General features: G+C 43.4%; 26 protein-coding genes. 24 read left to right on the top strand and 2 right to left on the bottom strand.

Annotated elements, in window-relative coordinates; genetic code table 11:
• Positions 1-44 precede the first annotated feature (44 nt).
• Both DY200_RS08445 and DY200_RS08440 read left to right on the top strand, forming a co-directional pair.
• Entirely contained in the window at positions 45-1,910 is a 1,866-nt protein-coding gene (locus DY200_RS08445; protein ID WP_115587673.1) for an SLC13 family permease, read from the top strand.
• A gap of 227 nt (positions 1,911-2,137) precedes the next feature.
• On the top strand, positions 2,138-2,599 hold the full coding sequence (locus DY200_RS08440; protein ID WP_115587672.1) for a nuclear transport factor 2 family protein: 462 nt from the start codon (positions 2,138-2,140) through the stop codon (positions 2,597-2,599).
• Positions 2,600-2,677: 78 nt separating this feature from the next.
• On the opposite strand, the gene DY200_RS08435 is transcribed toward DY200_RS08440, so the two are convergent.
• Positions 2,678-3,577, bottom strand: coding sequence for a LysR family transcriptional regulator (locus DY200_RS08435; protein ID WP_115587671.1), 900 nt, complete (start codon positions 3,575-3,577; stop codon positions 2,678-2,680).
• Positions 3,578-3,778: 201 nt separating this feature from the next.
• On the opposite strand from DY200_RS08435, the gene DY200_RS08430 reads away from it, so the two are divergent.
• The 18 genes from DY200_RS08430 (at position 3,779) to DY200_RS08345 (ending at position 16,189) form a co-directional block, all read left to right on the top strand.
• Complete coding sequence (locus tag DY200_RS08430; protein WP_115587670.1) at positions 3,779-4,465, top strand: DUF4198 domain-containing protein; 687 nt, start codon at positions 3,779-3,781, stop codon at positions 4,463-4,465.
• Between the two features lie 68 nt (positions 4,466-4,533).
• On the top strand, positions 4,534-4,947 hold the full coding sequence (locus DY200_RS08425; RefSeq protein ID WP_115587990.1) for an HI_1622 family ECF transport-associated protein: 414 nt from the start codon (positions 4,534-4,536) through the stop codon (positions 4,945-4,947).
• Positions 4,948-5,556 (top strand): cobalt transporter CbiM, encoded by a 609-nt coding sequence (gene cbiM / locus DY200_RS08420; RefSeq protein ID WP_005599013.1) that lies wholly within the window; start codon positions 4,948-4,950, stop codon positions 5,554-5,556. It begins immediately after the preceding gene.
• Between the two features lie 6 nt (positions 5,557-5,562).
• Entirely contained in the window at positions 5,563-6,180 is a 618-nt protein-coding gene (locus DY200_RS08415; RefSeq protein ID WP_115587669.1) for an energy-coupling factor transporter transmembrane component T family protein, read from the top strand.
• Between the two features lie 22 nt (positions 6,181-6,202).
• Positions 6,203-6,832: an energy-coupling factor ABC transporter ATP-binding protein gene (locus tag DY200_RS08410; protein ID WP_115587989.1), complete on the top strand. Its 630-nt coding sequence runs from the start codon at positions 6,203-6,205 to the stop codon at positions 6,830-6,832.
• Positions 6,833-6,869: 37 nt separating this feature from the next.
• Positions 6,870-7,772 (top strand): urea transporter, encoded by a 903-nt coding sequence (locus DY200_RS08405; protein ID WP_115587668.1) that lies wholly within the window; start codon positions 6,870-6,872, stop codon positions 7,770-7,772.
• A gap of 71 nt (positions 7,773-7,843) precedes the next feature.
• Complete coding sequence (gene ureA, locus DY200_RS08400) at positions 7,844-8,146, top strand: urease subunit gamma (RefSeq protein ID WP_115587667.1); 303 nt, start codon at positions 7,844-7,846, stop codon at positions 8,144-8,146.
• A gap of 190 nt (positions 8,147-8,336) precedes the next feature.
• Positions 8,337-8,642 (top strand): urease subunit beta, encoded by a 306-nt coding sequence (ureB, locus tag DY200_RS08395; RefSeq protein ID WP_005602348.1) that lies wholly within the window; start codon positions 8,337-8,339, stop codon positions 8,640-8,642.
• Between the two features lie 11 nt (positions 8,643-8,653).
• Entirely contained in the window at positions 8,654-10,375 is a 1,722-nt protein-coding gene (gene ureC, locus DY200_RS08390; RefSeq protein ID WP_115587666.1) for an urease subunit alpha, read from the top strand.
• A gap of 268 nt (positions 10,376-10,643) precedes the next feature.
• Entirely contained in the window at positions 10,644-11,261 is a 618-nt protein-coding gene (locus DY200_RS08385) for a glutathione S-transferase (protein ID WP_115587665.1), read from the top strand.
• 44 nt (positions 11,262-11,305) lie between these two features.
• Positions 11,306-11,869 (top strand): urease accessory protein UreE, encoded by a 564-nt coding sequence (gene ureE / locus DY200_RS08380; protein ID WP_115587988.1) that lies wholly within the window; start codon positions 11,306-11,308, stop codon positions 11,867-11,869.
• Positions 11,870-11,880: 11 nt separating this feature from the next.
• On the top strand, positions 11,881-12,564 hold the full coding sequence (locus tag DY200_RS08375) for an urease accessory protein UreF (RefSeq protein ID WP_172539929.1): 684 nt from the start codon (positions 11,881-11,883) through the stop codon (positions 12,562-12,564).
• Positions 12,565-12,584: 20 nt separating this feature from the next.
• Positions 12,585-13,220 (top strand): urease accessory protein UreG, encoded by a 636-nt coding sequence (ureG, locus tag DY200_RS08370; RefSeq protein ID WP_009874590.1) that lies wholly within the window; start codon positions 12,585-12,587, stop codon positions 13,218-13,220.
• A 182-nt stretch (positions 13,221-13,402) separates the two neighbouring features.
• Positions 13,403-14,215: an urease accessory protein UreD gene (locus tag DY200_RS08365; protein ID WP_115587987.1), complete on the top strand. Its 813-nt coding sequence runs from the start codon at positions 13,403-13,405 to the stop codon at positions 14,213-14,215.
• 21 nt (positions 14,216-14,236) lie between these two features.
• Positions 14,237-14,527 (top strand): putative quinol monooxygenase, encoded by a 291-nt coding sequence (locus DY200_RS08360; RefSeq protein WP_115587663.1) that lies wholly within the window; start codon positions 14,237-14,239, stop codon positions 14,525-14,527.
• A 176-nt stretch (positions 14,528-14,703) separates the two neighbouring features.
• Positions 14,704-15,336: a tellurite resistance TerB family protein gene (locus tag DY200_RS08355; RefSeq protein WP_015674208.1), complete on the top strand. Its 633-nt coding sequence runs from the start codon at positions 14,704-14,706 to the stop codon at positions 15,334-15,336.
• A gap of 144 nt (positions 15,337-15,480) precedes the next feature.
• Positions 15,481-15,771: a YfcZ/YiiS family protein gene (locus tag DY200_RS08350; RefSeq protein WP_115587662.1), complete on the top strand. Its 291-nt coding sequence runs from the start codon at positions 15,481-15,483 to the stop codon at positions 15,769-15,771.
• An 88-nt stretch (positions 15,772-15,859) separates the two neighbouring features.
• Positions 15,860-16,189, top strand: a complete 330-nt coding sequence (locus tag DY200_RS08345; RefSeq protein WP_005619623.1) for a DMT family transporter — start codon at positions 15,860-15,862, stop codon at positions 16,187-16,189.
• Positions 16,190-16,267: 78 nt separating this feature from the next.
• Here DY200_RS08345 and DY200_RS08340 read toward each other — a convergent pair whose 3' ends face one another.
• Positions 16,268-16,762: a hemerythrin domain-containing protein gene (locus DY200_RS08340; RefSeq protein ID WP_115587661.1), complete on the bottom strand. Its 495-nt coding sequence runs from the start codon at positions 16,760-16,762 to the stop codon at positions 16,268-16,270.
• A 282-nt stretch (positions 16,763-17,044) separates the two neighbouring features.
• Here DY200_RS08340 and DY200_RS08335 point away from each other — a divergent pair, with 282 nt between their 5' ends.
• The 4 genes from DY200_RS08335 (at position 17,045) to mutS (ending at position 22,739) form a co-directional block, all read left to right on the top strand.
• Positions 17,045-18,343 carry an L-cysteine desulfidase family protein gene (locus DY200_RS08335; protein WP_115587660.1) on the top strand — a complete coding sequence of 433 codons (1,299 nt, stop codon included), beginning with the start codon at positions 17,045-17,047 and terminating at the stop codon, positions 18,341-18,343.
• 148 nt (positions 18,344-18,491) lie between these two features.
• Positions 18,492-19,208, top strand: coding sequence for an amino acid ABC transporter permease (locus DY200_RS08330; RefSeq protein ID WP_115587659.1), 717 nt, complete (start codon positions 18,492-18,494; stop codon positions 19,206-19,208).
• A 21-nt stretch (positions 19,209-19,229) separates the two neighbouring features.
• Complete coding sequence (locus DY200_RS08325) at positions 19,230-19,979, top strand: amino acid ABC transporter ATP-binding protein (protein WP_115587658.1); 750 nt, start codon at positions 19,230-19,232, stop codon at positions 19,977-19,979.
• Positions 19,980-20,144: 165 nt separating this feature from the next.
• Entirely contained in the window at positions 20,145-22,739 is a 2,595-nt protein-coding gene (mutS, locus tag DY200_RS08320; protein ID WP_115587657.1) for a DNA mismatch repair protein MutS, read from the top strand.
• The last annotated feature ends 107 nt before the right edge of the window (positions 22,740-22,846 follow it).

Below are 22,846 nucleotides of genomic sequence, written 5' to 3'. Positions count from 1 at the left end.
TATAAAAGGTATAATAACAAAGCCTACCGGATAAGGAGAATTGAATGCAGACTCTTCTTAATTATTTACCTTCTTTTTTACAACATCCGCTATTTTGGGTGTTGGCGATTCTTATCGTTGCCGTTGTGCTATTTATCCAAAACAAATTACGGATGGATATTATCGCATTGCTGGTAATGCTTGCCTTTAGCATCAGCGGCATTTTAACGACGCAAGAAATCTTTGCGGGCTTAAGCGATCCGAACATTGTTTTATTAGCTCTGTTATATGTGGTGGGCGAGGCGCTTGCCCGTACCGGTGTGGCGTATCAAATCAGCGATTGGCTAATGCGGGCGGCGGGTTCAAGCGAAACCAAAGTATTGGTGTTGATGATGCTGTCGATCGGATTGTTGGGCGCATTTATGAGTTCGACCGGAATTGTGGCGATTTTTATACCGGTTGCGTTGGCGATTTGTGCCGAAATGAATATTTCGCCTCGCCGTATGATGATGCCGCTCAGTATTGCCGGTTTAATCAGCGGTATGATGACCTTAATTGCGACCGCACCAAACCTTGTGACGCATTCGGAACTGATTAAAGCCGGCTATCAAGGATTCGGCTTTTTTAGTTTTACCCCGATAGGTATGACGGTACTTGTGCTCGGTATTTTATATATGTTGGTCGCTCGCCGTTGGTTGGATAACGGCGATATACCGACGCTCGCCAAAGACGATAACAGTATGTCGCACTTAATTGAGCAATATCAGCTGCACGGACGAGCCAAAATGGTGATCTTGCAAGAAGGTTCGCCGTTTATCGGTAAAACCATGGACGAGCTGAAACTGCGCTCGCTGTATCGCATGAATGTGATTGCGATTCAACGATATAAAAATTTCCGTTCGCAAATTATGGCGGCGTTCGGTAACGACCAATTGCAAGAAAAAGATATTTTGTTGATGGATATCGGCATTGACGAAGATATTTTTGCGATGTTATGCGAAGAATGTCACTTACAACCGGTAGAGTTGAAAGGCGAATATTTCTCAACACATTCCAAATCGGTCGGCATGGCGGAATTTGTCGTGATGCCGGAAACGGAAAGTATCGATAAAAAGGTACAGGAATTGAATTTCCGCCCGACTTACGGTTTAAGCGTAGTTGGGATTAAACGAGAAAACCGGATTTTACAAGATAATTTGTTAAAAGAACCGGTTAAAGCGGGCGATGTGCTGTTGGTAATGGGCGTATGGCAAAAAATCGTTGCGTTGGAAAAATATAATAAAGACTTATTTCTGCTCGGTATGCCGAAAGAGGGCAAACAGATTGCGCCGTCCACCAGTCAAGCGCCTTACGCACTGTTTTCGGTATTATTGATGGTCGTTTTAATGATCTCGGGTATCGTGCCGAATGTGATCGCCGCATTGATTTGCTGTTTATTGCTCGGTAAATTTCGCTGTATTGATATGAAAAGCGCTTATGATTCGATTCATTTTCCAACGCTTTTATTAATTGTCGGTATGATGCCGTTTTCGACCGCGATGCAAAAAACCGGCGGTGTGGCGTTGATGGTAGAGGAATTTATTCGACTTACCGGCGGTTCCGAAACCTCTTATATTTTTATTTTAATCGGATTATTTGCTTTGACTGCGATAGTCGGCTTATTTATCTCGAATACGGCGACGGCGATTCTAATGGCGCCGATTGCAATTGAAGTGGCAAGACAGTTGGGCTATTCGCCGATTGCGTTGGTGATGGTGATTACTATCGCTTCTTCCGCCGCATTTATGACACCGATTTCATCTCCGGTAAATACGATGGTGATTGCACCGGCGGGCTATCGCTTTATAGATTTCGTCAAAGTCGGCGTACCGTTTACGATTTTAGTGATGTTTGCCACGGTCTTGATTGTGCCGTTATTATTTCCGCTTTAATCCTCTTCTTTAAACTGCAAGCGGTTGTTTTTACCGATTTTTTTGTAAAAACGACCGCTTGCCATTTTCCGGATAAACAGTCTTTTGTCTTGCTTTGTACACAAAACTAACCAAAAGATTATTTCTTTTTTGTTAATAGTTAATTAATGAAATGTGCTCTTATCATTAATAATGATTACCTTATAATATCACTCAAGAAATGAGAAGAGAGATATTCGAGGAATCAAATGAAATTAACTTTTACACGAATTTTTTTATCGTTATTTTGGGGCATTGCCCTGAGTTTTACCGCAAGTTTACCGGTTATTACGAATGCGGAAGCAAAACAGGAACAACAAGAAAAAGTGATCCATGCTTATGAAGAACTGAATAACGCATTGGTCAATCCGAATTTTGAAACGTTGCAAAATCTTTTAGCCGACGATTTTAAATTAGTCACGCTTAAACAGGATACATTAACCAAACAAGAATGGATTAAAAACATTCAAGAAGGCGGTTTAAAATATTACGCGATTACCGAGTCGAAAATCAAATCGAAGGGTTATAGCGAATTACTGGTTACCGCACGTATTTTGGGCGATATGTGGGATAACAAAGGAAGTTGGAACGTAAAATTTAATATTGATACCAAACAAAACGGCGATAAATTACAAATTACTAAAATTGTGATTAAGCCGGCAAACGTTTAATCCGTTTAAAGAGAACAGTGTTCACCTTGGCGGTCAGAGATTGCAATTTTTTTGCAAAATTTGACCGCTTTTTTCTTGTTAGCTATAACGACGTTGCATAATCTCGGTCAGCAGATCAAAAACTTTAAGTACTCTCGGCGATGTTACCGCTTGATACGGGCGATATAAATACAGTTGCCATAATTCGGACTGCTGTTCGGGAAAAAGTTGAATAAGCTGACCGCTTTCGAGATACGGCTTACACACCGTATTGCCGATATGCGTAATGGTTTTACCGGCTAATGCCGCCTGAAGCTCGCAGTATAAGTCCGTCGTAATAAAACCGATTTTTTGCGGAACAAGCACTTGATGCTCGTTAAGAGAAATTTCCCAAGGTCGCCCGGTATTTGCGTTTAATAAGCTGCTGATGGGGAAGTTTCGTTGCATATCGTCCAGATTTTTCGGCATGCCCCAACGCTGAATAAAAGCGGGGGAGGCAACGAAAATCTCGTGCATTTTGGTTAAAGGACGAATAATAAAATTAGGATCGGGGTCATGACCGGCTCGGATACCGATATCGATTCGATGTTTAACGTTATCTAAACGCGCGGCATCAACCCGCCAGTCAATCACTAATTCCGGATAGGGCTCCAGCGCTTGCAGTAACTCAAATAGAATTTCCTCCTGATCACGTAATTTCGGTAGCGTGATACGCACGACGCCCGCCATATCGTTTTGTTTTTTCTTGCCTAAGCCGAATAATTTCTCACTGTCTCTCAGTAATTGTTCCGCCTGTAATAAAAACTCTTCGCCGAAATTGGTTAGGGTGATGTTACGCGTCGTACGTTTAAACAATTGTTCGCCTAGCTCCGATTCAAGCTCATTTACGGCTCGGCTAATAACCGGCGGAGAAACCGCCAATTGATTGGCTGCTTCTCTAAAGTTAAGCGTTTGAGCGGCGGTACAGAAATATTTTAGTGCGTCCAGTTTATTTAACATATTGTCCGAGTTGATCCGTTTTTTCGTTATTATTCATTTTCTCAAAAATGATGCAACCGTAAAGCGATCTTTTACAACGGAGCAAGAAGTAACCTTAAAGCATTATGGCTATTTATTTGAACGCTCAGTAAAATTGTTATAGACTGAATAAGGCAAGAATAATGCCGATATTTTAAGAAAATTTAAAAGGAGTATTGTGTAATGAGATTTGCAAAAATGACAATCTTATTAAGCGGTTTTTTGATGACATCGTTTGTTCAAGCACATAATGTATGGTTAGAGCCGACAAAGAATAAAGATGAATATGTGGTAAAATTCGGGCATGAAACCACGGAAAGTTATCCGGAACATAAATTAAAATCCATTCAGTTACTTAAAAGCGACGGTTCTCTCGAAGCTGCAACCTACCAATTCCAAAACGGCGAAGCTTATTTTAAAGCGGATGTTTATCCTATCGTTTTCCTCCAATTTGATAACGGCGTATGGTCGAAGCTACCTAGCGGTAAATATGTCGAGAAAACAAAAAGAGAAGCGCCTAGCGCCGTATTAAGCCTCAATCCGGTTAAACTCGGCAAAGCGATTTTAACTTGGAACGAACAAGCGACTAAATCACATGATCTTGATTATGAATTAGTACCGCAAGCCAAACCGGAGGCGGGTAAGCCGTTATCCGTTTTAGTCTTACATAAAGGAAAACCGGTTTCCGGCATTAAAGTCGGCAGCGGTGAAGATAAGCCGTTTGAGCTTACGAATGCACAAGGTATCGCTCAATTTACCCCTGTTGCGGGATTTAATAAAGTTTGGGCGGAATTTGAGGAAAAAGGGGTTGAACATCCGGATTATACCGAACGTTCAATTGAATATATGCTGACGTTTGATGTGAAATAATGAAAGTCGTTCGATATTTATTAGTCCTCGTTTTATCGCTGTTTTCATTTCAAGCAATAGCGCATAATTTGTATCTTTTTGCACAATATGACGGCGATGAAATTACCGGCAGGGCATATTATTCCGATCAATCTCCCGTGGCGGAAACTTATGTAGAAGCCTATCAGCTCGGTATGGGGGGCAATCCGGAGCAACCTATCGTTTCGGGTAAAACCGATTTGTCGGGGCATTTTGTCCTTCCGGTAACGACCACCGGGCCGTTTAAAGTCGTGATTGACGGACCTGAAGGTCATAGAGCGGAGAGAGTTGCGGATAATATCGCGAAACGTGCGATGGGGAGATCCGAATTCGAGTTATTGCGTGAAGACTTACATAAATTAAAAGATAAAATCTATTTACACGATATTTTAGGCGGAATCGGTTATATCTTCGGTTTATTCGGTCTTTTTGCGTTATTAAAAGCGAAAAGGGAAAAGCAGTAAGTGCATTTGTCTGAAGGTGTTTTACATTCCACAACCCTGATTACCGGTGCGGTAATCGCACTGGCGGGAGTGGCAATCGGTCTGCGTAAGTTAGATTACCGCCGCTTATCATTAACCGCTTTGTTTGCCTCGGCATTTTTTGTGGCGGGGACGATTCACGTGCCGGTCGGGATAGGAAGCGTTCACCTTATCCTCAATGGGATGGCGGGATTATTTCTTGGGTGGACGGTCTTTCCCGCTTTTTTAATTGCGCTTTTATTGCAGGTTTTGTTGTTTTCGTTCGGCGGATTCTCCGTACTCGGCGTAAATTTATGCATTATGGCATTACCTGCATTACTGGTTCATTATCTTTTCCGCAATTCACTGAAACGGAATTTATCACGCAATTACCTGATCTTTACGGGTATTTGCGTGGGAACTATCGGAGTCGGCGGGGCGGCATTTTTGGCTTCGTTGGTGTTAGCGTTCGACGGCGGTAAGGCTTATACCGATTTGATCGGCTTGCTTATCGTTTCTCATTTACCTATTTTTGTTGTCGATAGTATCGTAAGCGTGGGGGTTGTATTGACGCTCACCAAAATGATGCCTTCCGCCTTACATTTCGATTAATTGGTCATGACGGTATTATTGCAACCACATTGGCGTTTAATTTATATCTTTATCGCAGGGTTAGCGATTAGTGCGCTGCATTCCGTAAATTTTTTATTTATTCTGACCGCTTGCACGGCGATTTTGCTGATCGGGTTGCATTTTTATGCGCAGTATTCGCTGAAAACCTTGTGTCTTCGTTGGCTGAAGTTTAATCTTTTCACATTACTGATATTGCTTACTTTGAGTTGGCATATAGGTTCAAACGGCATCGAATGGCATCAAAAAGGGTTTGAGCTGGCGTTATTAATCGGCTTACGTATGAATTTAATTGTTTTGGTCATGTGGCTGGGGCTATTTAATATAACGGATACCGTTTTAGTACAGGCAATCGGTAAATTGCCGTTACCAAGCAAGTTTATTCATCTCTTTGTATTGACGATACGCTATATCGCATTATTATCCGAACTGAACGGTAAAATGGATATGGCGATGCGCGCCAGAGGCTATCAGCCGAAATGCAATATGAGAACCTTGATGATTATCGCCCAAAAGGTATCGCTATTATTGATTCATGCGATGGTAAGGGCGGAAAAAGCCGAAATCGCTTTAAAAGCTCGCGGATTTAAATTTGGTGAAAAATAGCTTTGCGAATAAGAATACACAAATGAATATACTGACAGTCCGCAATCTTACGATTTGCCGTAATCAACAGCCTATTATCGAAAACCTCAGTTTTACCCTCGAAGCTCAACAGTGTTTATTTCTACAAGGTGAAATCGGTGCAGGTAAATCGACATTACTGCTTTCTTTATTGGGATTCGTACCGATTCAATCGGGAGAGATATCTTTATTCGGCAAAAGGTGTAAAATTGAAAAAGATTTTGCGCCGTTTAGGGGAACGATCGGCTTGTGTTTCCAAAATGCGGAAGATCAATTATTCGGCCCTACGGTATTGGACGATGTGGCGTTCGGCGTATTAAATCAAGGCTACGCAAGGGTGGAAGCCTATCATATCGCCCTTACGCAGTTGGAACAAATCGGTATTGCTCACCTAAAAGACCGTCCGGTCAATTTACTCTCCGGCGGAGAAAAAAATTTTACCGCATTAGCCGGCGTATTGGCGATGCAACCTAAAATGTTATTACTTGATGAGCCGACAAACGGGCTTGATGCAAAAAATTGCGAAAAATTAACCGCTTTACTCAAACAATTAAAATTGCCGATGTTAATTGCTTCGCATGATCAAGCGTTTTGTCGAACGCTCGCAACAGATACGCTTTATTTAACAAAATAAACCACAAGATAGTGGTGCAAACACACGGGAATGAAAAATGAAGCTGCTTAAATCTACCCTTACCGGGGTTGGGCAAATCTTTTTACAAGAAAACGGTTTGTCCGGTTTGGTGATCGTCATCGCTATGTTTTTTAGTCATTGGACGCTCGGTGTGGGGTGTTTTCTCGGTGCATTAATCGGCACATATACGGCATCTTTGCTTAAATATCCTCAACGGCAGATTGAACAGGGATTATACGGTTTTAACGCCAGCCTCGCTTTTATGTGCGTCATGTTTACTTTTGGTTTAATTGATGCAAGTAACCCGCTCATTTGGCTAAATGCCGTCGTTGCTTCCATCGTGGCAACCCTTATTATGCGGGAATTTACCAAACGGAATAAAATCGCATTTACCTTCCCTTTCGTATTTACCTGCTGGATTTTTTGCTGGGCTATCGCTAAATATCATTTCTTTGATCTCTCTCAGACCACCCCCGCATTAGCGGATAATACGAATACGCTACAGGCAATCGGCGAGCCGTTTTACGCTTGGGCGGAAGTCAATTTCGGATCCAGTATTATTACCGGTATTTTACTTTTCCTTGCCATCTCGATTAATTCTCCGATGGCTGCCATGTACGGTTTAGCCGCCGCAACCATCGGCACTTCCTTTGCCAACCAGTTATTAACCGTTCAACCGAACCAACTCGCAAACGGTATTTACGGTTTCTCTCCGATTCTCGTCGCTTGCGCTTTTGCCGGCGATCGTTTCCGTAACTTTGTTTATATTATTTTAGGATCGCTGTTAGCGGTTTTAATCCAATTTAGTATTTCAAGTTTAGGCATACCGAGTTATACCATCGGTTTTATTGTCGCCAGTTGGTTATTATTGGCGGTTAAATCCAAGCTGGATAAAGCCGCTTTCGATAAAAACAAATTAGTCAGATTGCTGAATCCTTAGTCAAAACGGTCATAAGCAAGCGGTCTATTTTCAGAAAAATTTTACAAACACAAACAAAAAGAAGGTACAAAATGCATTTAACTTCAAGAGAACAAGAAAAACTGATGTTATTTCTTGCCGGTGAGCTGGCGGCAAAACGTAAAGCTCGAGGTGTAAAATTGAATTATCCGGAGGCAATCGCTTATATCGCCAGCCATTTACAAGAAGCGGCACGTGACGGTATGTCGGTGGCGGAAGTGATGCAATACGGCGCAACATTGCTGACGGTTGAGGAGGTGATGGAAGGGATTGCGGAAATGGTGCACGAAGTACAAATCGAAGCGACGTTTCCGGACGGTACCAAATTGGTGACCGTACATAACCCTATTAGATAAAAATAAACCCTCACCCCTTGTGGGAGAGGGACAGATTTTTCTTCGTATAGATGAAAAATCAGGGAGAGGGGAAAGCGGTGTAAAATCGCAATATTTTGCAAATTCCCCCTCTCTCTGCAAAAAATTGTCTGACGCAATTTTCTGCTGCCTCTCTCTCAAGGGGAGAAAGTAAACAAATAAGGAATAAAAAATGATCCCCGGAGAATACCAATTAGCAGACGGTGATATACAAGCGAATGTGGGTCGCAAAACCGTCAAATTAGAAGTAGTCAATACAGGCGACCGCCCGATTCAAGTCGGTTCGCATTACCATTTTTTTGAAACCAATCACGCCCTAAAATTCGACCGCTTGCAGGCTCGCGGTATGCGTTTAAATGTGCCGTCCGGCAATGCGGTGCGTTTTGAACCCGGCGAAGCGAAAGAAGTGGAACTGGTTGAGTTTGGTGGTAATAAAGTGATTTACGGTTTCCATAATGAAATCGACGGCAAATTATAGGGAGTAAGAAAATGGCATTAACAATCCCACGCAGTCAGTATGTAGCGACTTACGGCCCGACAGTCGGTGATAAAGTCCGTTTAGGCGATACCGATTTATGGGCGACAATTGAACAAGATTTTTTAACCAAAGGCGATGAGTGTAAATTCGGCGGCGGTAAATCGGTGCGTGACGGTATGGCACAATCCAGTACCGCTACCCGTGATAATCCGAACGTATTGGATTTTGCTCTCACTAACGTGATGATTATCGACGCAAAATTAGGCATTATCAAAGCGGATATCGGGATTCGTGACGGACGCATTGTCGGTATCGGTCAGGCGGGTAATCCGGATACGATGGATAACGTCACGCCAAATATGATTATCGGCGCAAGCACCGAAGTACATAACGGCGCACATTTAATTGCGACCGCAGGCGGTATTGATACGCATATTCACTGGATTTGTCCGCAACAAGCACAACACGCTATCGAAAATGGCATTACTACGATGATCGGCGGTGGTTCAGGCCCGGCGGACGGCACTCATGCCACCACCTGTACACCGGGTAAATTTAACATTGAAAGAATGTTCCAAGCTTGCGAAGCGTTACCGGTCAATATCGGCTTTTTCGGCAAAGGTAACTGTTCTACGCTCGAACCGCTTAAAGAACAAGTCGTTGCCGGTGCGTTAGGCTTAAAAATCCACGAAGACTGGGGCGCCACACCGGCAGTAATTGATGCGGCGTTAAAAGTGGCGGACGAAATGGATGTGCAAGTAGCAATCCACACCGACACGCTCAACGAAAGTGGTTTCTTAGAAGACACGATGAAAGCGATTAACGGACGTGTGATTCACACTTTCCACACCGAAGGTGCAGGCGGCGGTCATGCACCGGATATTATTAAAGCGGCGATGTACCCGAACGTATTACCGGCTTCAACCAACCCGACCCGTCCGTTTACCGTGAACACGATTGACGAACATTTGGATATGCTAATGGTTTGTCACCACTTAGATAAACGTGTGCCGGAAGATGTGGCATTTGCAGATAGCCGTATCCGCCCTGAAACGATTGCAGCGGAAGATATTCTGCACGATATGGGCGTGTTCTCAATTATGAGTTCAGACAGTCAAGCAATGGGACGTGTCGGCGAAGTGGTCACTCGTACGTGGCAAACGGCAGATAAAATGAAAGTACAACGTGGAGCATTAGCTGAAGATCCGAATAGCGATAACTTCCGTATTAAACGCTATATTGCGAAATATACCATCAACCCGGCAATCGCTCACGGTATCAGCCAACACGTCGGCTCGCTTGAAGTGGGTAAACTTGCGGATATCGTATTGTGGAAGCCACAATTCTTCGGTGTAAAACCGGAATTTGTGATGAAAAAAGGCTTTATCAGCTTTGCGAAAATGGGCGACCCGAACGCTTCAATCCCAACGCCACAACCGGTATTCTACCGCCCAATGTTTGGGGCGAATGCGAAAGCGAATACCGAAAGTGCGGTTTATTTCGTTTCACAAGCGAGCGTGGATGCGAACATCAAAGCCCAATACGGCATTCAGAAAGAAACCCTGGCGGTAAAAGGTTGTCGTGACGTAGGTAAAAAAGACCTTGTTCACAACAATGCAACGCCTGAAATTACCGTAGATCCGGAACGCTACGAAGTACGTGTGGACGGCGAACATATTACTTGCGAACCTGCGACCAAAGTGCCGCTTGCACAGCGTTATTTCTTGTTCTAGTGTTCACCCTCTCCCCTTGTGGGAGAGGGACAGATTTTTCTTTGTTAAGAAGAAAAATCAGGGAGAGGGGGAACGGTTTTTTCCTCTCTGTTTGTTTCGCTAAACATTCCAACAAGCGGTTAAATTTGCATAAAATTTTGCAAATACCACGCACTGACGTGCGTGGTTAAGTATAGGGTCGTCGCTCTGCGACAATTCACTAAGTTGGTTGCAGAGCAACCATACAATGTCTAACCTCATACGTGAGTATGAGGAAAAAGGAGAATCTATGAAACTCTGGTATTCCACCACTAGTCCTTTCGTGCGTAAAGTATTAGTTACGCTAAAACATCAACAATTAGAAGCTAAAACCGAATTGTTAAAAATCAACTCGTCATTTGATCCAAATTCGCCGCACAACCAAGACAATCCGCTTGGACGTGTACCGGCTTTACAGCGTAATTGCGGCAACTGGTTATTCGGCAGCCAACTGATTTGCGAATATCTCGATCAAAAAGGCGACCAACCAAAACTTTTCCCGGAAAGCGGTAAATCTCGTTGGGCTGCATTGGCTCTACACAATTTAGCGGACGGTATTTTAGAAAACACCGTACCGATTATGGCGGAACGTTTACTTCGCCCTGAAAACGAATGGTGGACAAGCCGTCAAGAACAGTTAATGGAACGTAATATCCGATCATTTCCACAGCTTGAAAAAGCGATTGAACCGTTTGGCACAGAACTAAATATCGGCACAATTACTGCAGTTTGCTTAATTGATTGGTTGCAATTCCGTGCCGAAAAACTTGGCTACGATCTTGCAAAACATCACCCGAATTTGACCGCTTGGGCGGAACAAATGAATGACAAATATGTAGTGTTGGCAGAAACGAAACCACACGTGTAATACCGCATACGAGCCGTGCTAGGAAAATAATGAAAAATACAATTATGCAAATCCTTAACCCAATCCTCCCAGTAATGGAAGATATTTTAGGCAATCTTGCCGAGCTAAAAGCTTCAGGCAAAATTACCAATCAACAAATCGACACCGTTGAATTGCAATGGTATGAAAGTGAACGCAATATATTGCGTAAAACGTCGAAATCAGGACGTGAAGTGGCGTTTCGTTTGCTGAAAGAAGGGCAACGTTTGAAGCATGATGATGTAGTTTTTGTGAGCGAGAGCCTAGTGATTACGATTGAAATCGTGCCAAGCGAAGTGATTGTGCTTTCGCCGAAAACCTTGCCTGAAATGGCACGTGCGTGCTATGAAATCGGTAACAAACATTCGCCCCTATTTTTAGACGGTGATGAAGTAACGTTACCATACGACAAACCGATGTTTGAATGGCTACAAGCGGCAGGATTTGAACCGCAAAAAGCGGAACGCCGTTTAAGCCAAGCGTTGCGAGCGAACTCGGCACAAGGACACGGACATTCTCACAGCCATAGCCATTCGCACGATCATCACGGCTATCATCATCACGGAGACGGAAATTGGCACAAGCACTAGATTTCGCCCGAATGGGGCAGTTGGGTGCGTTGTTACACTTAGTTGATCCTACGCTCCCTATTGGCGGTTTTAACCATTCAAACGGCTTGGAAACTTTTGTCCAACAAGGCAAAGTGAACAGCCGAGCCAGCCTTGAAGAATACGTGCAAACCCAGTTGATGCAGAACTGGATTTACAATGACGGTGCGTACTTGTCGTTAGCGTTTGATGCGATGACAAATCACGATTTAGACCGCTTGTTAGTGTTAGATCAGGAACTTGCCGCCAGTAAAATTGCCCGTGAAAGTCGTGAGGGTAGTTATAAATTAGGTGTGCGTTTGCTGAAGATTTTTATCCGTTATGAAAATCATCCGTTATTGAGCGAATTTCAGCAAGCGATCAGCGAAAAACGCTGTCAGGGTTATTTCCCGATTGTGTTTGCGATCGTGGCACAGGCGATGCAGCTGGATAAAGCCGAAACACTCTATGCGTTCTACTATAATGCGGCAGTTGGAGCGGTGACTAATGGCGTGAAACTGGTGCCGTTAAGTCAAATGGATGGGCAAGATATTTTGTTTGCACTTCGCACGCCACTGGCACAAGCGGTCGAAAATAGTCTTAATCCAGACCCAGAATGGCTCGGCGCAGCAACGCTGGCAAGTGATATTCGCTCAATGCAACACGAACAGCTTTATACAAGACTTTATATGTCTTAATTTGAATAATAGGAAAACCAATGCGTAAATATATCAAAATCGGGGTGGCAGGCCCTGTGGGAGCGGGGAAAACCGCATTAATCGAACGCTTAACCCGTGAAATTGCAAGCAAATACAGTGTTGCGGTTATCACAAACGACATTTACACCCAAGAAGATGCAGAGTTTTTAACGAAAAACAGTTTGCTTCCACCTGAACGCATTATGGGTGTGGAAACCGGTGGTTGCCCACATACGGCGATTCGTGAAGACGCTTCAATGAACCTTGAAGCGGTGGACGAAATGGTGGCGCGTTTTCCGGAAGTGGAGTTAATTTTCATTGAATCGGGCGGCGATAATCTTTCGGCAACCTTCAGCCCAGATTTGGCAGACGTGACGATTTTCGTGATTGACGTGGCACAAGGCGAGAAAATTCCACGTAAAGGCGGACCGGGTATCACTCGTTCGGATTTATTAGTGATTAATAAAACCGACCTTGCGCCGTTTGTGGGTGCGGATTTAAGCGTAATGGAACGTGATGCTCGCCGTATGCGTAACGGTCAGCCGTTTATTTTCACTAACTTGATGAAGAACGAAAACCTTGATGGCGTGATCGGTTGGATCGAAAAATACGCATTGTTAAAAAATATTGAAGATCCAGCATCTTTAGTTCGTTAAATACTATAACCCTCGCCCCTTGTGGGAGAGGGACAGATTTTTCTTCGTATAGAAGAAAAATCAGGGAGAGGGGAAACGGTGTTTGAACACTCATTTTTTGCAAATTCCCTCTCTCTGCTTGTTTTCGCTGAACGCTTCAACAAGCTGTCTCTCTCCCTCGAGGGGAGAGAGTGAGCAATCAAATGCAAAGCAAACTTTTACTCTCAACAAAATTAACCTCACAGGGCAAAACGCAGCTCGATCAATACTTTGTGTCGCCGCCGTTTAAGGTAATGACTTTACCGAATTTGGATTCGTATTGGCGCAATGCTTTGAATGCGATGCAAATGTCGTCTTCGCCCGGTTTGTTGGCAGGTGATCTGCTTGATATTGAGATTTCGCTGGCGGATGATACCGCACTTTCATTGAACACGCAGGCATTTACTCGGGTGCAATCAATGAATGATGGCGATTATGCCACGCAAAAAACGTGCATAAAATTGGGCAAAAATAGTCGCTTATTTTATCTTCCGCATCCGTTGGTGCTGCATAAAGACAGCGGATTTAAGCAAACCACAGAAATTGAGATGGGGGAGCAGTCCGAGCTAATTTATGGCGAGATTGTGGCGATTGGGCGTGTGCTAAACGGCGAGCGATTTGCTTTCCGTCATTTTGCGTCCTATTTGCGAATTTCTCACCAAAATCGACCGCTTGTTACCGACCGTATTCAGTGGCTACCGGCAAAAATGGCATTGACGTCATTGAGCCAAATGGAAGATTTTTCGCATCAAGGTTCATTAACCTACATCAATTTGGCAAAAAGTACCTTAGAAATTAAGGCGATTGTGAGTGAGTTACAAGCCTTGATTGCCGCGCAAAAAGAGATGTTGGTGGGGGTATCCCAGTTAAATGACGGCGGATTAATGGTTCGAGTGCTTGCACATCGAGCGGATATCATTCAACATTTATTTGAGCGGATTGGGCAAGTTTTAAAAGCATATTCCAACATCGTGTAATTTTAGTTTAGGAGAGCAATTATGATCGCAGTTTATGCAGTATGCCATGTAAAAGCGGATAAAACCGCAGAATTTGAAGCATTGGCACAAAACTTAATTCGTGCTTCACTTAACGACCAAGGTTGTATTTCTTATGGTTGTGGTGCGGTGCAAGGTCAGCCGAATGTGTATACTTTTGTGGAACAATGGCAATCGCAACAAGATTTGGCGTTGCATACTCAGCAAGCGCATTTTATTGATGCAGGCGCTAAATTTGCCGAGTTATTAAGTCAGCCGATAGCGATTAATATCGTAGATTTACTTGAAGTTTAATTCTCTTTAATTGAAACAAGCGGTCGTATTTTCACAAGAATTTACGACCGTTTGCTTTTTTTAATGATAGGTAAATTTGATTGGCAAGTCGGGTAACTTATTGCTAATTTGGCGAACAGCTAAGTACTTAGTGCGCTAAGTGTATTTACCCTCAATCTTATTGGAGAAGAAACCCTATGGATTTCAGCAAAATTTTAAATCAAGTGCTAAGCGTTGCGCAGGAATCAGCAAAAAATGCGATGAACGGCAATACTACTACCGATAAAGTCGCCAAAATCGGTGGCGGTGCGGCGGCAATCGGCATTCTTTCGATGATCTTCGGTCGTAACGGCGGTTCTAGCTTAGCGAAATTAGGGTCATTGGCGGCAATCGGTAGCCTTGCTTATCAGGCTTACCAAAAATATCAGCAAAACCAAACGCAAGCCGCTCCGGTGAGTGAAGAAAATTTTGCGGTGACAGAACAAAATGCTCAAGCAAGTAGCCAAGTTATTTTACAAGCGATGATTGCAGCCGCTGCTTCTGACGGTGCGATTTCTAACGAAGAAAGACAAGCGATTTTAGGCGAAGCAGGTCAAGATCCGGAAATCCAACAATGGATTGAACAAGCAATGTACCAACCGGCGACCGTACAACAAATTGCCGCACAAGTCGGTAACAACCCGGCATTAGCGGCGCAAGTTTATTTAGCCGCTCGTGTGGTATGTGCCGATTTAGCTCGTAAAGAAATCGTCTTCCTCGCTGACCTTGCCGAAGCTCTCGGCTTAGACGATGCGTTAGTAGAACAGCTAGAACAACAAGCAGGCTTCTAATCCAAGTAATAAGCGGTCGTATTTTGTAAAAATTTTGCGACCGTTTTTTATTGTAAATCAACAACGGTATAAAGCTCGGTTGATTCAAACTCGCTTTAGTATTAGAGTAACAAGGTGATTAACTTATAATTTATAGGGGTTTTTATGAAATCAGATAAACCGGTTGAATGTGTTGGCTGTAACACTTTTGATGTCGGCTCAATCATTGATAACAGTGAACGAGATGCGAAATTTGAAAAAGTGTATGAAACACAAGCGGAAGCAGAACAAGCACTTGTGAAATTAACCCAAAAAGCACGTGACACGGAAAGTGAACTGTGTGAAATCACCAGCGAAATTAAAGCGGTAGAAGGCGGTTTTTTACTAGATGCGAATTTCCGTTTTAGTTGCCAAGCGGAAGTGGTAATTTTCCAATTAGGTACACGTGCAATCTAAATTGTAATTATTTAAAAAGCGGTTGGATTTTGCTAGAAATTTGCAAAAAATAAGCAAAATCCAACCGCTTTTGTTTTCGGAGAAATTTATGAACCCTTGGGTTTTATTGGGCTTTGCGATTGTGATTGAAGTGATCGGCAGTAATTGCATTAAGGCAAGCGAAGGTTTTAGCAAACCGCTACCGACAGCAGTAGCAATTGGCGCTTTTGTGATAGCGTTATATTTATTATCGGTGATTACCAAGACGTTGCCGATAGGTATTGTGTATGCGGTGTGGTCTGGAGTTGGTATCGTACTGACCGCCATTGTGGCGTATTTCGCTTTCGGACAAAAACCGGATTTGGCAGGCTTTATCGGTATGGGAATGATTATTGCTGGCGTGTTGGTGATTAACCTGTTCTCAAAAGCGTCCGCTTAATTTGTGAATGAGATACAAACGGTTGATTTTTGCAAGAGTTTTGCAAATTTTTCTTTAAAATCAACCGCTTGTTTTCTATTAAGGCTGCTCACCTGCTAATGCACGAGGGAATAAATTATTATTTTCCAAATCTACGTGCGCATCTAAATCGGTGGCAAATTCTTGTAAGCCTTGATATAAATTACGCCAAGATGTGCAAGCACCTTCTGGCGGAGTGAAGTTATTGGTCAGTTTTTGCATCTCTTCGACATCATTACCGGCTTCATCGTGTTCAGCTTCCATTACGGAAATCGGTGCCGCAGCCATTTTTCCTCTACCCGATTTAATCAATGGGAACAGAATTTGTTCTTCCTTCATCATATGATTCACTAAATCCGCATAAACTTTACGAATAAGTTCCGCTAAACCTTTCGGGCAATCAGCACTATCTGCGTGAACGGATTCCACTTTTTCCGCCAATTCAATCAGGATCGGTAATTGGTTGCGATGTGTATCGTGAAAACGAGGGATAATAAAATCAATAATTTCACCAAGCGGGGCAGTACGCCAATCTTTATCAGTTAAAACGGACATCGTAAACTCCTAATAATATAGTTGATTAAATTAGTAGGAATTATAAATTTGGAGATTTAGTAGCTCTATAATCAAGATGGGGTAGCGGTTAGACCTAAATCAAAAAGCGGTCATTTTCCGCCGATTTTTAGCTAAAACTTAAAACGGATAACGATGAATGAAAATCATCTTATGAAACGGTGGAGTATGTTGCGGCTTTTTTAGTAAAATTTTATCTCGGTCGTATTTTTTAAAATTTATAATAACAACATAACTGATCAATAATTAAGGATAGAAAATTAAATGAAATTTAAATCGGAATTAGAACAAGCGATTATTGCCACCGTACAACAAGAAGTTGTACCGGCACTGGGTTGTACCGAACCTGTTTCTTTGGCATTAGCAGCGGCTGTAGCTCGTCAGTATTTAGGGGCGTTACCTGATCGTATCGAAGCTAAAGTTTCGCCGAATTTGATGAAAAACGGTATGGGGGTAACCGTTCCCGGGACGGGTACGGTCGGTTTAACCATGGCGGCGGCAATCGGGGCAATCGGCGGTGATCCGAATGGCGGATTGGAAGTGCTTAAACATATTACCAACGAGCAAGTGGCACAAGCGAAACAAATGATTCATGATCACAAAATCGAAGTCAGTATTTCCGATACCGAACATATTCTCTATTCCGAAGCCACACTGTTTAATGCCGATCAGCAAGTGAAAGTACGTATCGCCGCTCATCATACCAATGTGATTTATATTGAGAAAAACGGCGAATTACTGTTTTCCAAACCTTGTGCGGTGGAAAGTGACAATGCGGAAAATGTTTTCGCAAACTTAAATGCGAAAGATATTTATGATTTTTCTTTAAATGTGGAATTGGAGAAGATTTGCTTTATTCAACAGGCGGCAATTTTAAATAGTGCGCTTTCACAAGAAGGGCTGAATCAAGATTATGGTTTACATATCGGACGAACTTTGCAGAAACAAATCGGTAAAGGATTAATTAGTGATGATTTATTAAATCGAATCGTGATTGAAACCACCGCCGCCAGTGACGCACGTATGGGTGGGGCAAACTTACCGGCGATGAGCAATTCCGGTTCCGGCAACCAAGGCATTACTGCGACAATGCCGGTAGTCGTGGTCGCTCGCCATGTAGCCGCTGGCGAAGAACAGCTGATTCGTGCTTTATTTCTTTCGCATTTAATGGCGATTTATATTCATAGTAAATTACCGAAACTCTCGGCGTTATGTGCGGTAACCACAGCGGCTATGGGTAGCTGTGCCGGTGTGGCTTGGTTGCTGACCGGTAAATTTGAAGCGATCAGTATGGCAATCAGCAGTATGATCGGTGATATTAGCGGCATTATTTGTGACGGTGCGGCAAATAGCTGCGCGATGAAAGTTTCAACCAGTGTGAGTTCCAGTTATAAATCGATTTTAATGGCATTGGACGACACCCAAGTGACTGGTAACGAAGGGATTGTCGAACACCAAATCGACCGTTCAATCAATAACCTTTGTGCGATTGCTTCCCGCAGTATGCAATATACTGATCGCCAAGTGATTGAGATTATGGTGAGCAAACCGAAAAACGTATAATCGGTAAATATTGAAAGGTAACAAGCGGTAGAATTTGTCTAAATTTTAACAAATTTTACCGCTTATTTTTTATTTAGACGTCTAGACGTGTACATTTCTATTTATATCCCTTAAAATTCAATTTATTACATTTCAATTAGGAAAACTTGTGTTAGAAAATTTATTATTGCAAATTCCATTTATGGATGAAGCGCGTGTGAAACTGGTGATGGATGCCTTCTTCCCAATGGTTGAAGCGGCGGTCTTGGTTTCTATTCCGCTAGCAATCGCTTCTTTTATTATCGGTATGGCGATTGCGGTTGGTGTCGCTTTAATTCGAGTGACGCCGGTAAACGGTATGCTACACCGCATTGCACTTGCAATTGTGAAAGTGTATATCTCAATTATTCGAGGCACGCCGATGTTGGTGCAAATCTCAGTGGTGTTTTACGGCTTGCCGGCGATCGGTGTATATATTGATCCGATTCCGGCGGCGATTATCGGTTTCTCGCTGAATATCGGTGCATACGGTTCGGAAACCGTGCGCGCGGCGATTTCTTCCGTGCCGAAAGGGCAATGGGAAGCCGGTTATACCATCGGTATGACTTATATGCAAACCTTCCGCCGGATTATTGCACCGCAAGCAATTCGAGTCGCAGTGCCGCCGTTAAGTAATACGTTTATCGGTTTGTTTAAAGATACTTCATTAGCTTCTGTGGTGACAGTAACGGAAATGTTCCGTGTCGCACAACAAATGGCGAATATGTCCTACGACTTCTTGCCGGTATATATTGAGGCGGGTTTAATTTACTGGTGTTTCTGCTGGGTGCTGTTCTTGATTCAAGCAAAATTGGAACACCGTTTTAACCGCTTTGTGGCGAAATAATAGCTAACCACGGAAAACAAGATGATCAAAATTAGCAATATTCATAAAACCTTTGGCGACAACACGATTTTACGTGGCATCGATCTGGAAATTAAAAAAGGTCAGGTAGTGGTGATTCTCGGGCCGTCCGGTTCCGGTAAAACCACGTTTTTACGCTGTTTAAATGCGTTGGAAATGCCGGAGCAAGGCACAATCACGTTTGACGGTTCAGAGCCGTTAAGCGTGGATTTTTCGGCAAAGAACATCAAAAAACAGATTCTTGCCTTACGCCGTAAATCGGGTATGGTGTTCCAAAATTACAACTTATTTCCACATAAAACCGCATTGGAAAATGTGATGGAAGGTCCGGTATTCGTGCAAGGTAAAAAGCCGGAACAAGCTAAAGCGGAAGCCGAGAAATTACTGGCAAAAGTCGGTTTATCCGATAAAGCCTTGCTTTATCCGTTCCAACTCTCCGGCGGTCAGCAACAGCGGGTCGGCATTGCTCGTGCATTAGCGATTCAACCGGAATTGATGTTATTTGACGAACCGACTTCGGCGCTTGACCCGGAATTGGTACAAGACGTGTTGAATACCATGAAAGAATTGGCGGTAGAAGGCTGGACAATGGTGGTGGTTACGCACGAAATCAAATTCGCATTAGATGTGGCGGATGTGGTGGTTGTGATGGACGGAGGGGAAATTGTCGAGCAAGGTTCGCCGGCACAACTTTTCCAAAATCCGCAACACGAACGTACTAAACGCTTCTTACATCAAATTCGTGCGGATTAATCCTTCTGATAAGCGGTTTAAATTAGCAAAATTTTTGCAAATTTAGACCGCTTGTGTCATTTATCTGAACATTTCCCTAATTATTCCTTTTGCGCCTCGCAGTTTTTTCCACTCCTTCAATCTGTTACACTAACTGCCAATTTTGACTAACTTAACTGCGAAGCCATGACTCAAGATCTTTCTAAGCACACGCCGATGATGGCGCAATATTTGCAACTTAAAGCGCAAAATCCCGATATTTTGTTGTTCTACCGTATGGGCGATTTTTACGAGTTGTTTTATGACGACGCTAAAAAAGCGGCGGCGTTGTTAGATATTTCTTTGACCAAGCGAGGCGCATCGGCAGGTGAGCCGATTCCGATGGCTGGCGTGCCGTATCATGCGGTAGAAGGCTATTTAGCCAAATTGGTCGCATTGGGCGAATCTGTGGCGATTTGTGAGCAGATTGGCGATCCGGCAACCAGTAAAGGCCCGGTTGAACGTAAAGTGGTACGCATCGTTACCCCCGGTACCGTAAGTGATGAAGCGTTATTGCCAGAACGACAGGACAATTTAGTTGCAGCGATTTACGAAGAAAAGGGCGTGTTTGCGATTGCTACGCTAGATATGACTTCCGGTCGTTTTTTAATTACCGAATTACCAAATAAAGAAGCGCTTGCTGCCGAATTACAACGCTTACAACCGGCGGAAATTCTCTATGCGGAAGATTTTTCTGCCGCTAAAATTTTAAATAATTATAAAGGTTTACGCCGCCGTCCGGTATGGGAGTTTGAGTTAGTCACGGCAATTAATTTATTAAATCGCCAATTCGGTACACAAAGTTTAGCTGGTTTTGGGGTGGAAAAAGCCGTGGTGGCATTATGTGCGGCGGGTTGTGTTTTACACTATGCACAAGAAACGCAACGTACCGCCTTACCGCATATCAATAGTATTCATTTGGCGCAAAATAGTGACACTATTTTGCTGGATGCGGCAACTCGCCGTAACTTAGAACTGACCCAGAATTTAGCCGGCGGAACGGAAAATACGTTAGCGGCAGTTTTAGATAAATGTGTTACTCCAATGGGCAGCCGTTTGCTGAAACGCTGGATTCATCAACCGATTCGTGACCTAGAAAAGTTGAAGAAGCGTCAAGATATAATTGACACTTTACAAAAAGAGCAATGTATCGAACCACTTCAGCCGTTACTCCAAAATGTCGGTGATATGGAGAGAATCCTTGCTCGTGTTGCATTGCGCTCGGCTCGCCCTCGTGATTTAACTCGTTTACGTACAGCCTTGGCGCAATTGCCTGATATTGCAAAAAATGCGAAACATTTGACCACTTCGCTTGATACACTTGTGGCACAAATAGGCGATTTCAGAGAATTACACGCACTGCTTGAACGTGCGATTATTGAAACGCCTCCACAATTAATTCGTGACGGTGGTGTCATTGCCGCAGGTTACAATGCGGAATTGGACGAATGGCGTGAGCTTTCTGCCGGTGCAACGCAATATTTGGAAAATCTCGAAATTCGAGAAAGAGAAGCAACTGGTATTGATACGCTTAAAATCGGCTTTAATGCGGTGCACGGCTACTATATTCAAATTAGCCAAGGGCAAGCGCATAAAGCCCCGATGCACTATGTCCGTCGCCAAACCTTAAAAAATGCCGAGCGTTATATTATTCCCGAGTTGAAAACTTATGAAGATAAGGCGCTGAAAGCAAAAGGTGCATCATTGGCGTTAGAAAAGCAACTTTATGATGAGTTGTTCGATTTACTTATGCCGCGTTTGGGCGAATTGCAGTTGGCGGCGATGGCATTGTCCGAATTAGACGTACTGACCAATCTTGCTGAGCGTGCGGAAAGTTTGAACTATGTGCGTCCGACGTTCAGCTTACAACGAGGCGTGAATATCAAAGGCGGTCGCCATCCGGTGGTGGAGCAAGTATTGAAAGATCCGTTTATTGCTAATCCGGTATTCTTAAATGCACAACGTCATTTATTGGTGGTAACCGGCCCGAATATGGGCGGTAAAAGTACCTATATGCGTCAAATTGCATTGATCAGTCTAATGGCGTATATCGGCAGTTTTGTGCCGGCGGATGGTGCGGAAATCGGTGCGTTAGACCGAATTTTTACCCGTATCGGCGCAAGTGATGATTTAGCCTCAGGCCGTTCGACTTTTATGGTGGAAATGACCGAAATGGCGAATATTCTGCATCAGGCAACCGAAAACAGCTTAGTGCTGATCGATGAAATCGGGCGTGGTACTTCAACTTATGACGGTTTATCGCTGGCGTGGGCGTGTGCCGAATGGTTAGCAAAGAAAACTCAATCGCTCACCTTATTTGCGACGCACTATTTTGAGCTGACCAGTTTACCAAGTCAGTTAAAAGGTGTAGCGAACGTGCATTTAGATGCCCGAGAACATCAGGATTCCATCGTGTTTATGCACAGCGTACAAGAAGGTGCGGCAAGTAAAAGTTATGGTTTGGCAGTAGCGGCGCTTGCCGGTGTGCCGAAACAGGTGATTCAATTGGCGAAACAGCGTTTAGCGCATTTGGAAGAAATCTCATTACAAACCAAAGAAGCGCACGATAACCCGCAAGGCGATTTATTATTCGGTGCTGATTTGCAAGAAACACCGCAAATTCAACCGCTTGTTGTACAACAAAGTGACGTGGAAAAAGCATTAATGAGCATCGACCCAGATGAACTCACCCCCCGCCAAGCATTGGATGAGTTGTACCGTTTGAAGAAATTAATGGCTTAACCGCAAAAAAGGCTAGTGAGTTTTCACTAGCCTTATTTTTTGTTGAGTGATTATTAATCAGTTGATTTTTCGATCTTGATCGCAAAAAAAGAATAATCAAGTTGTAT

The organism is Actinobacillus lignieresii, assembly GCF_900444945.1.
Taxonomy (GTDB): Bacteria; Pseudomonadota; Gammaproteobacteria; order Enterobacterales; family Pasteurellaceae; genus Actinobacillus; species Actinobacillus lignieresii.
This window is presented reverse-complemented; position numbering and strand designations above follow the sequence as displayed.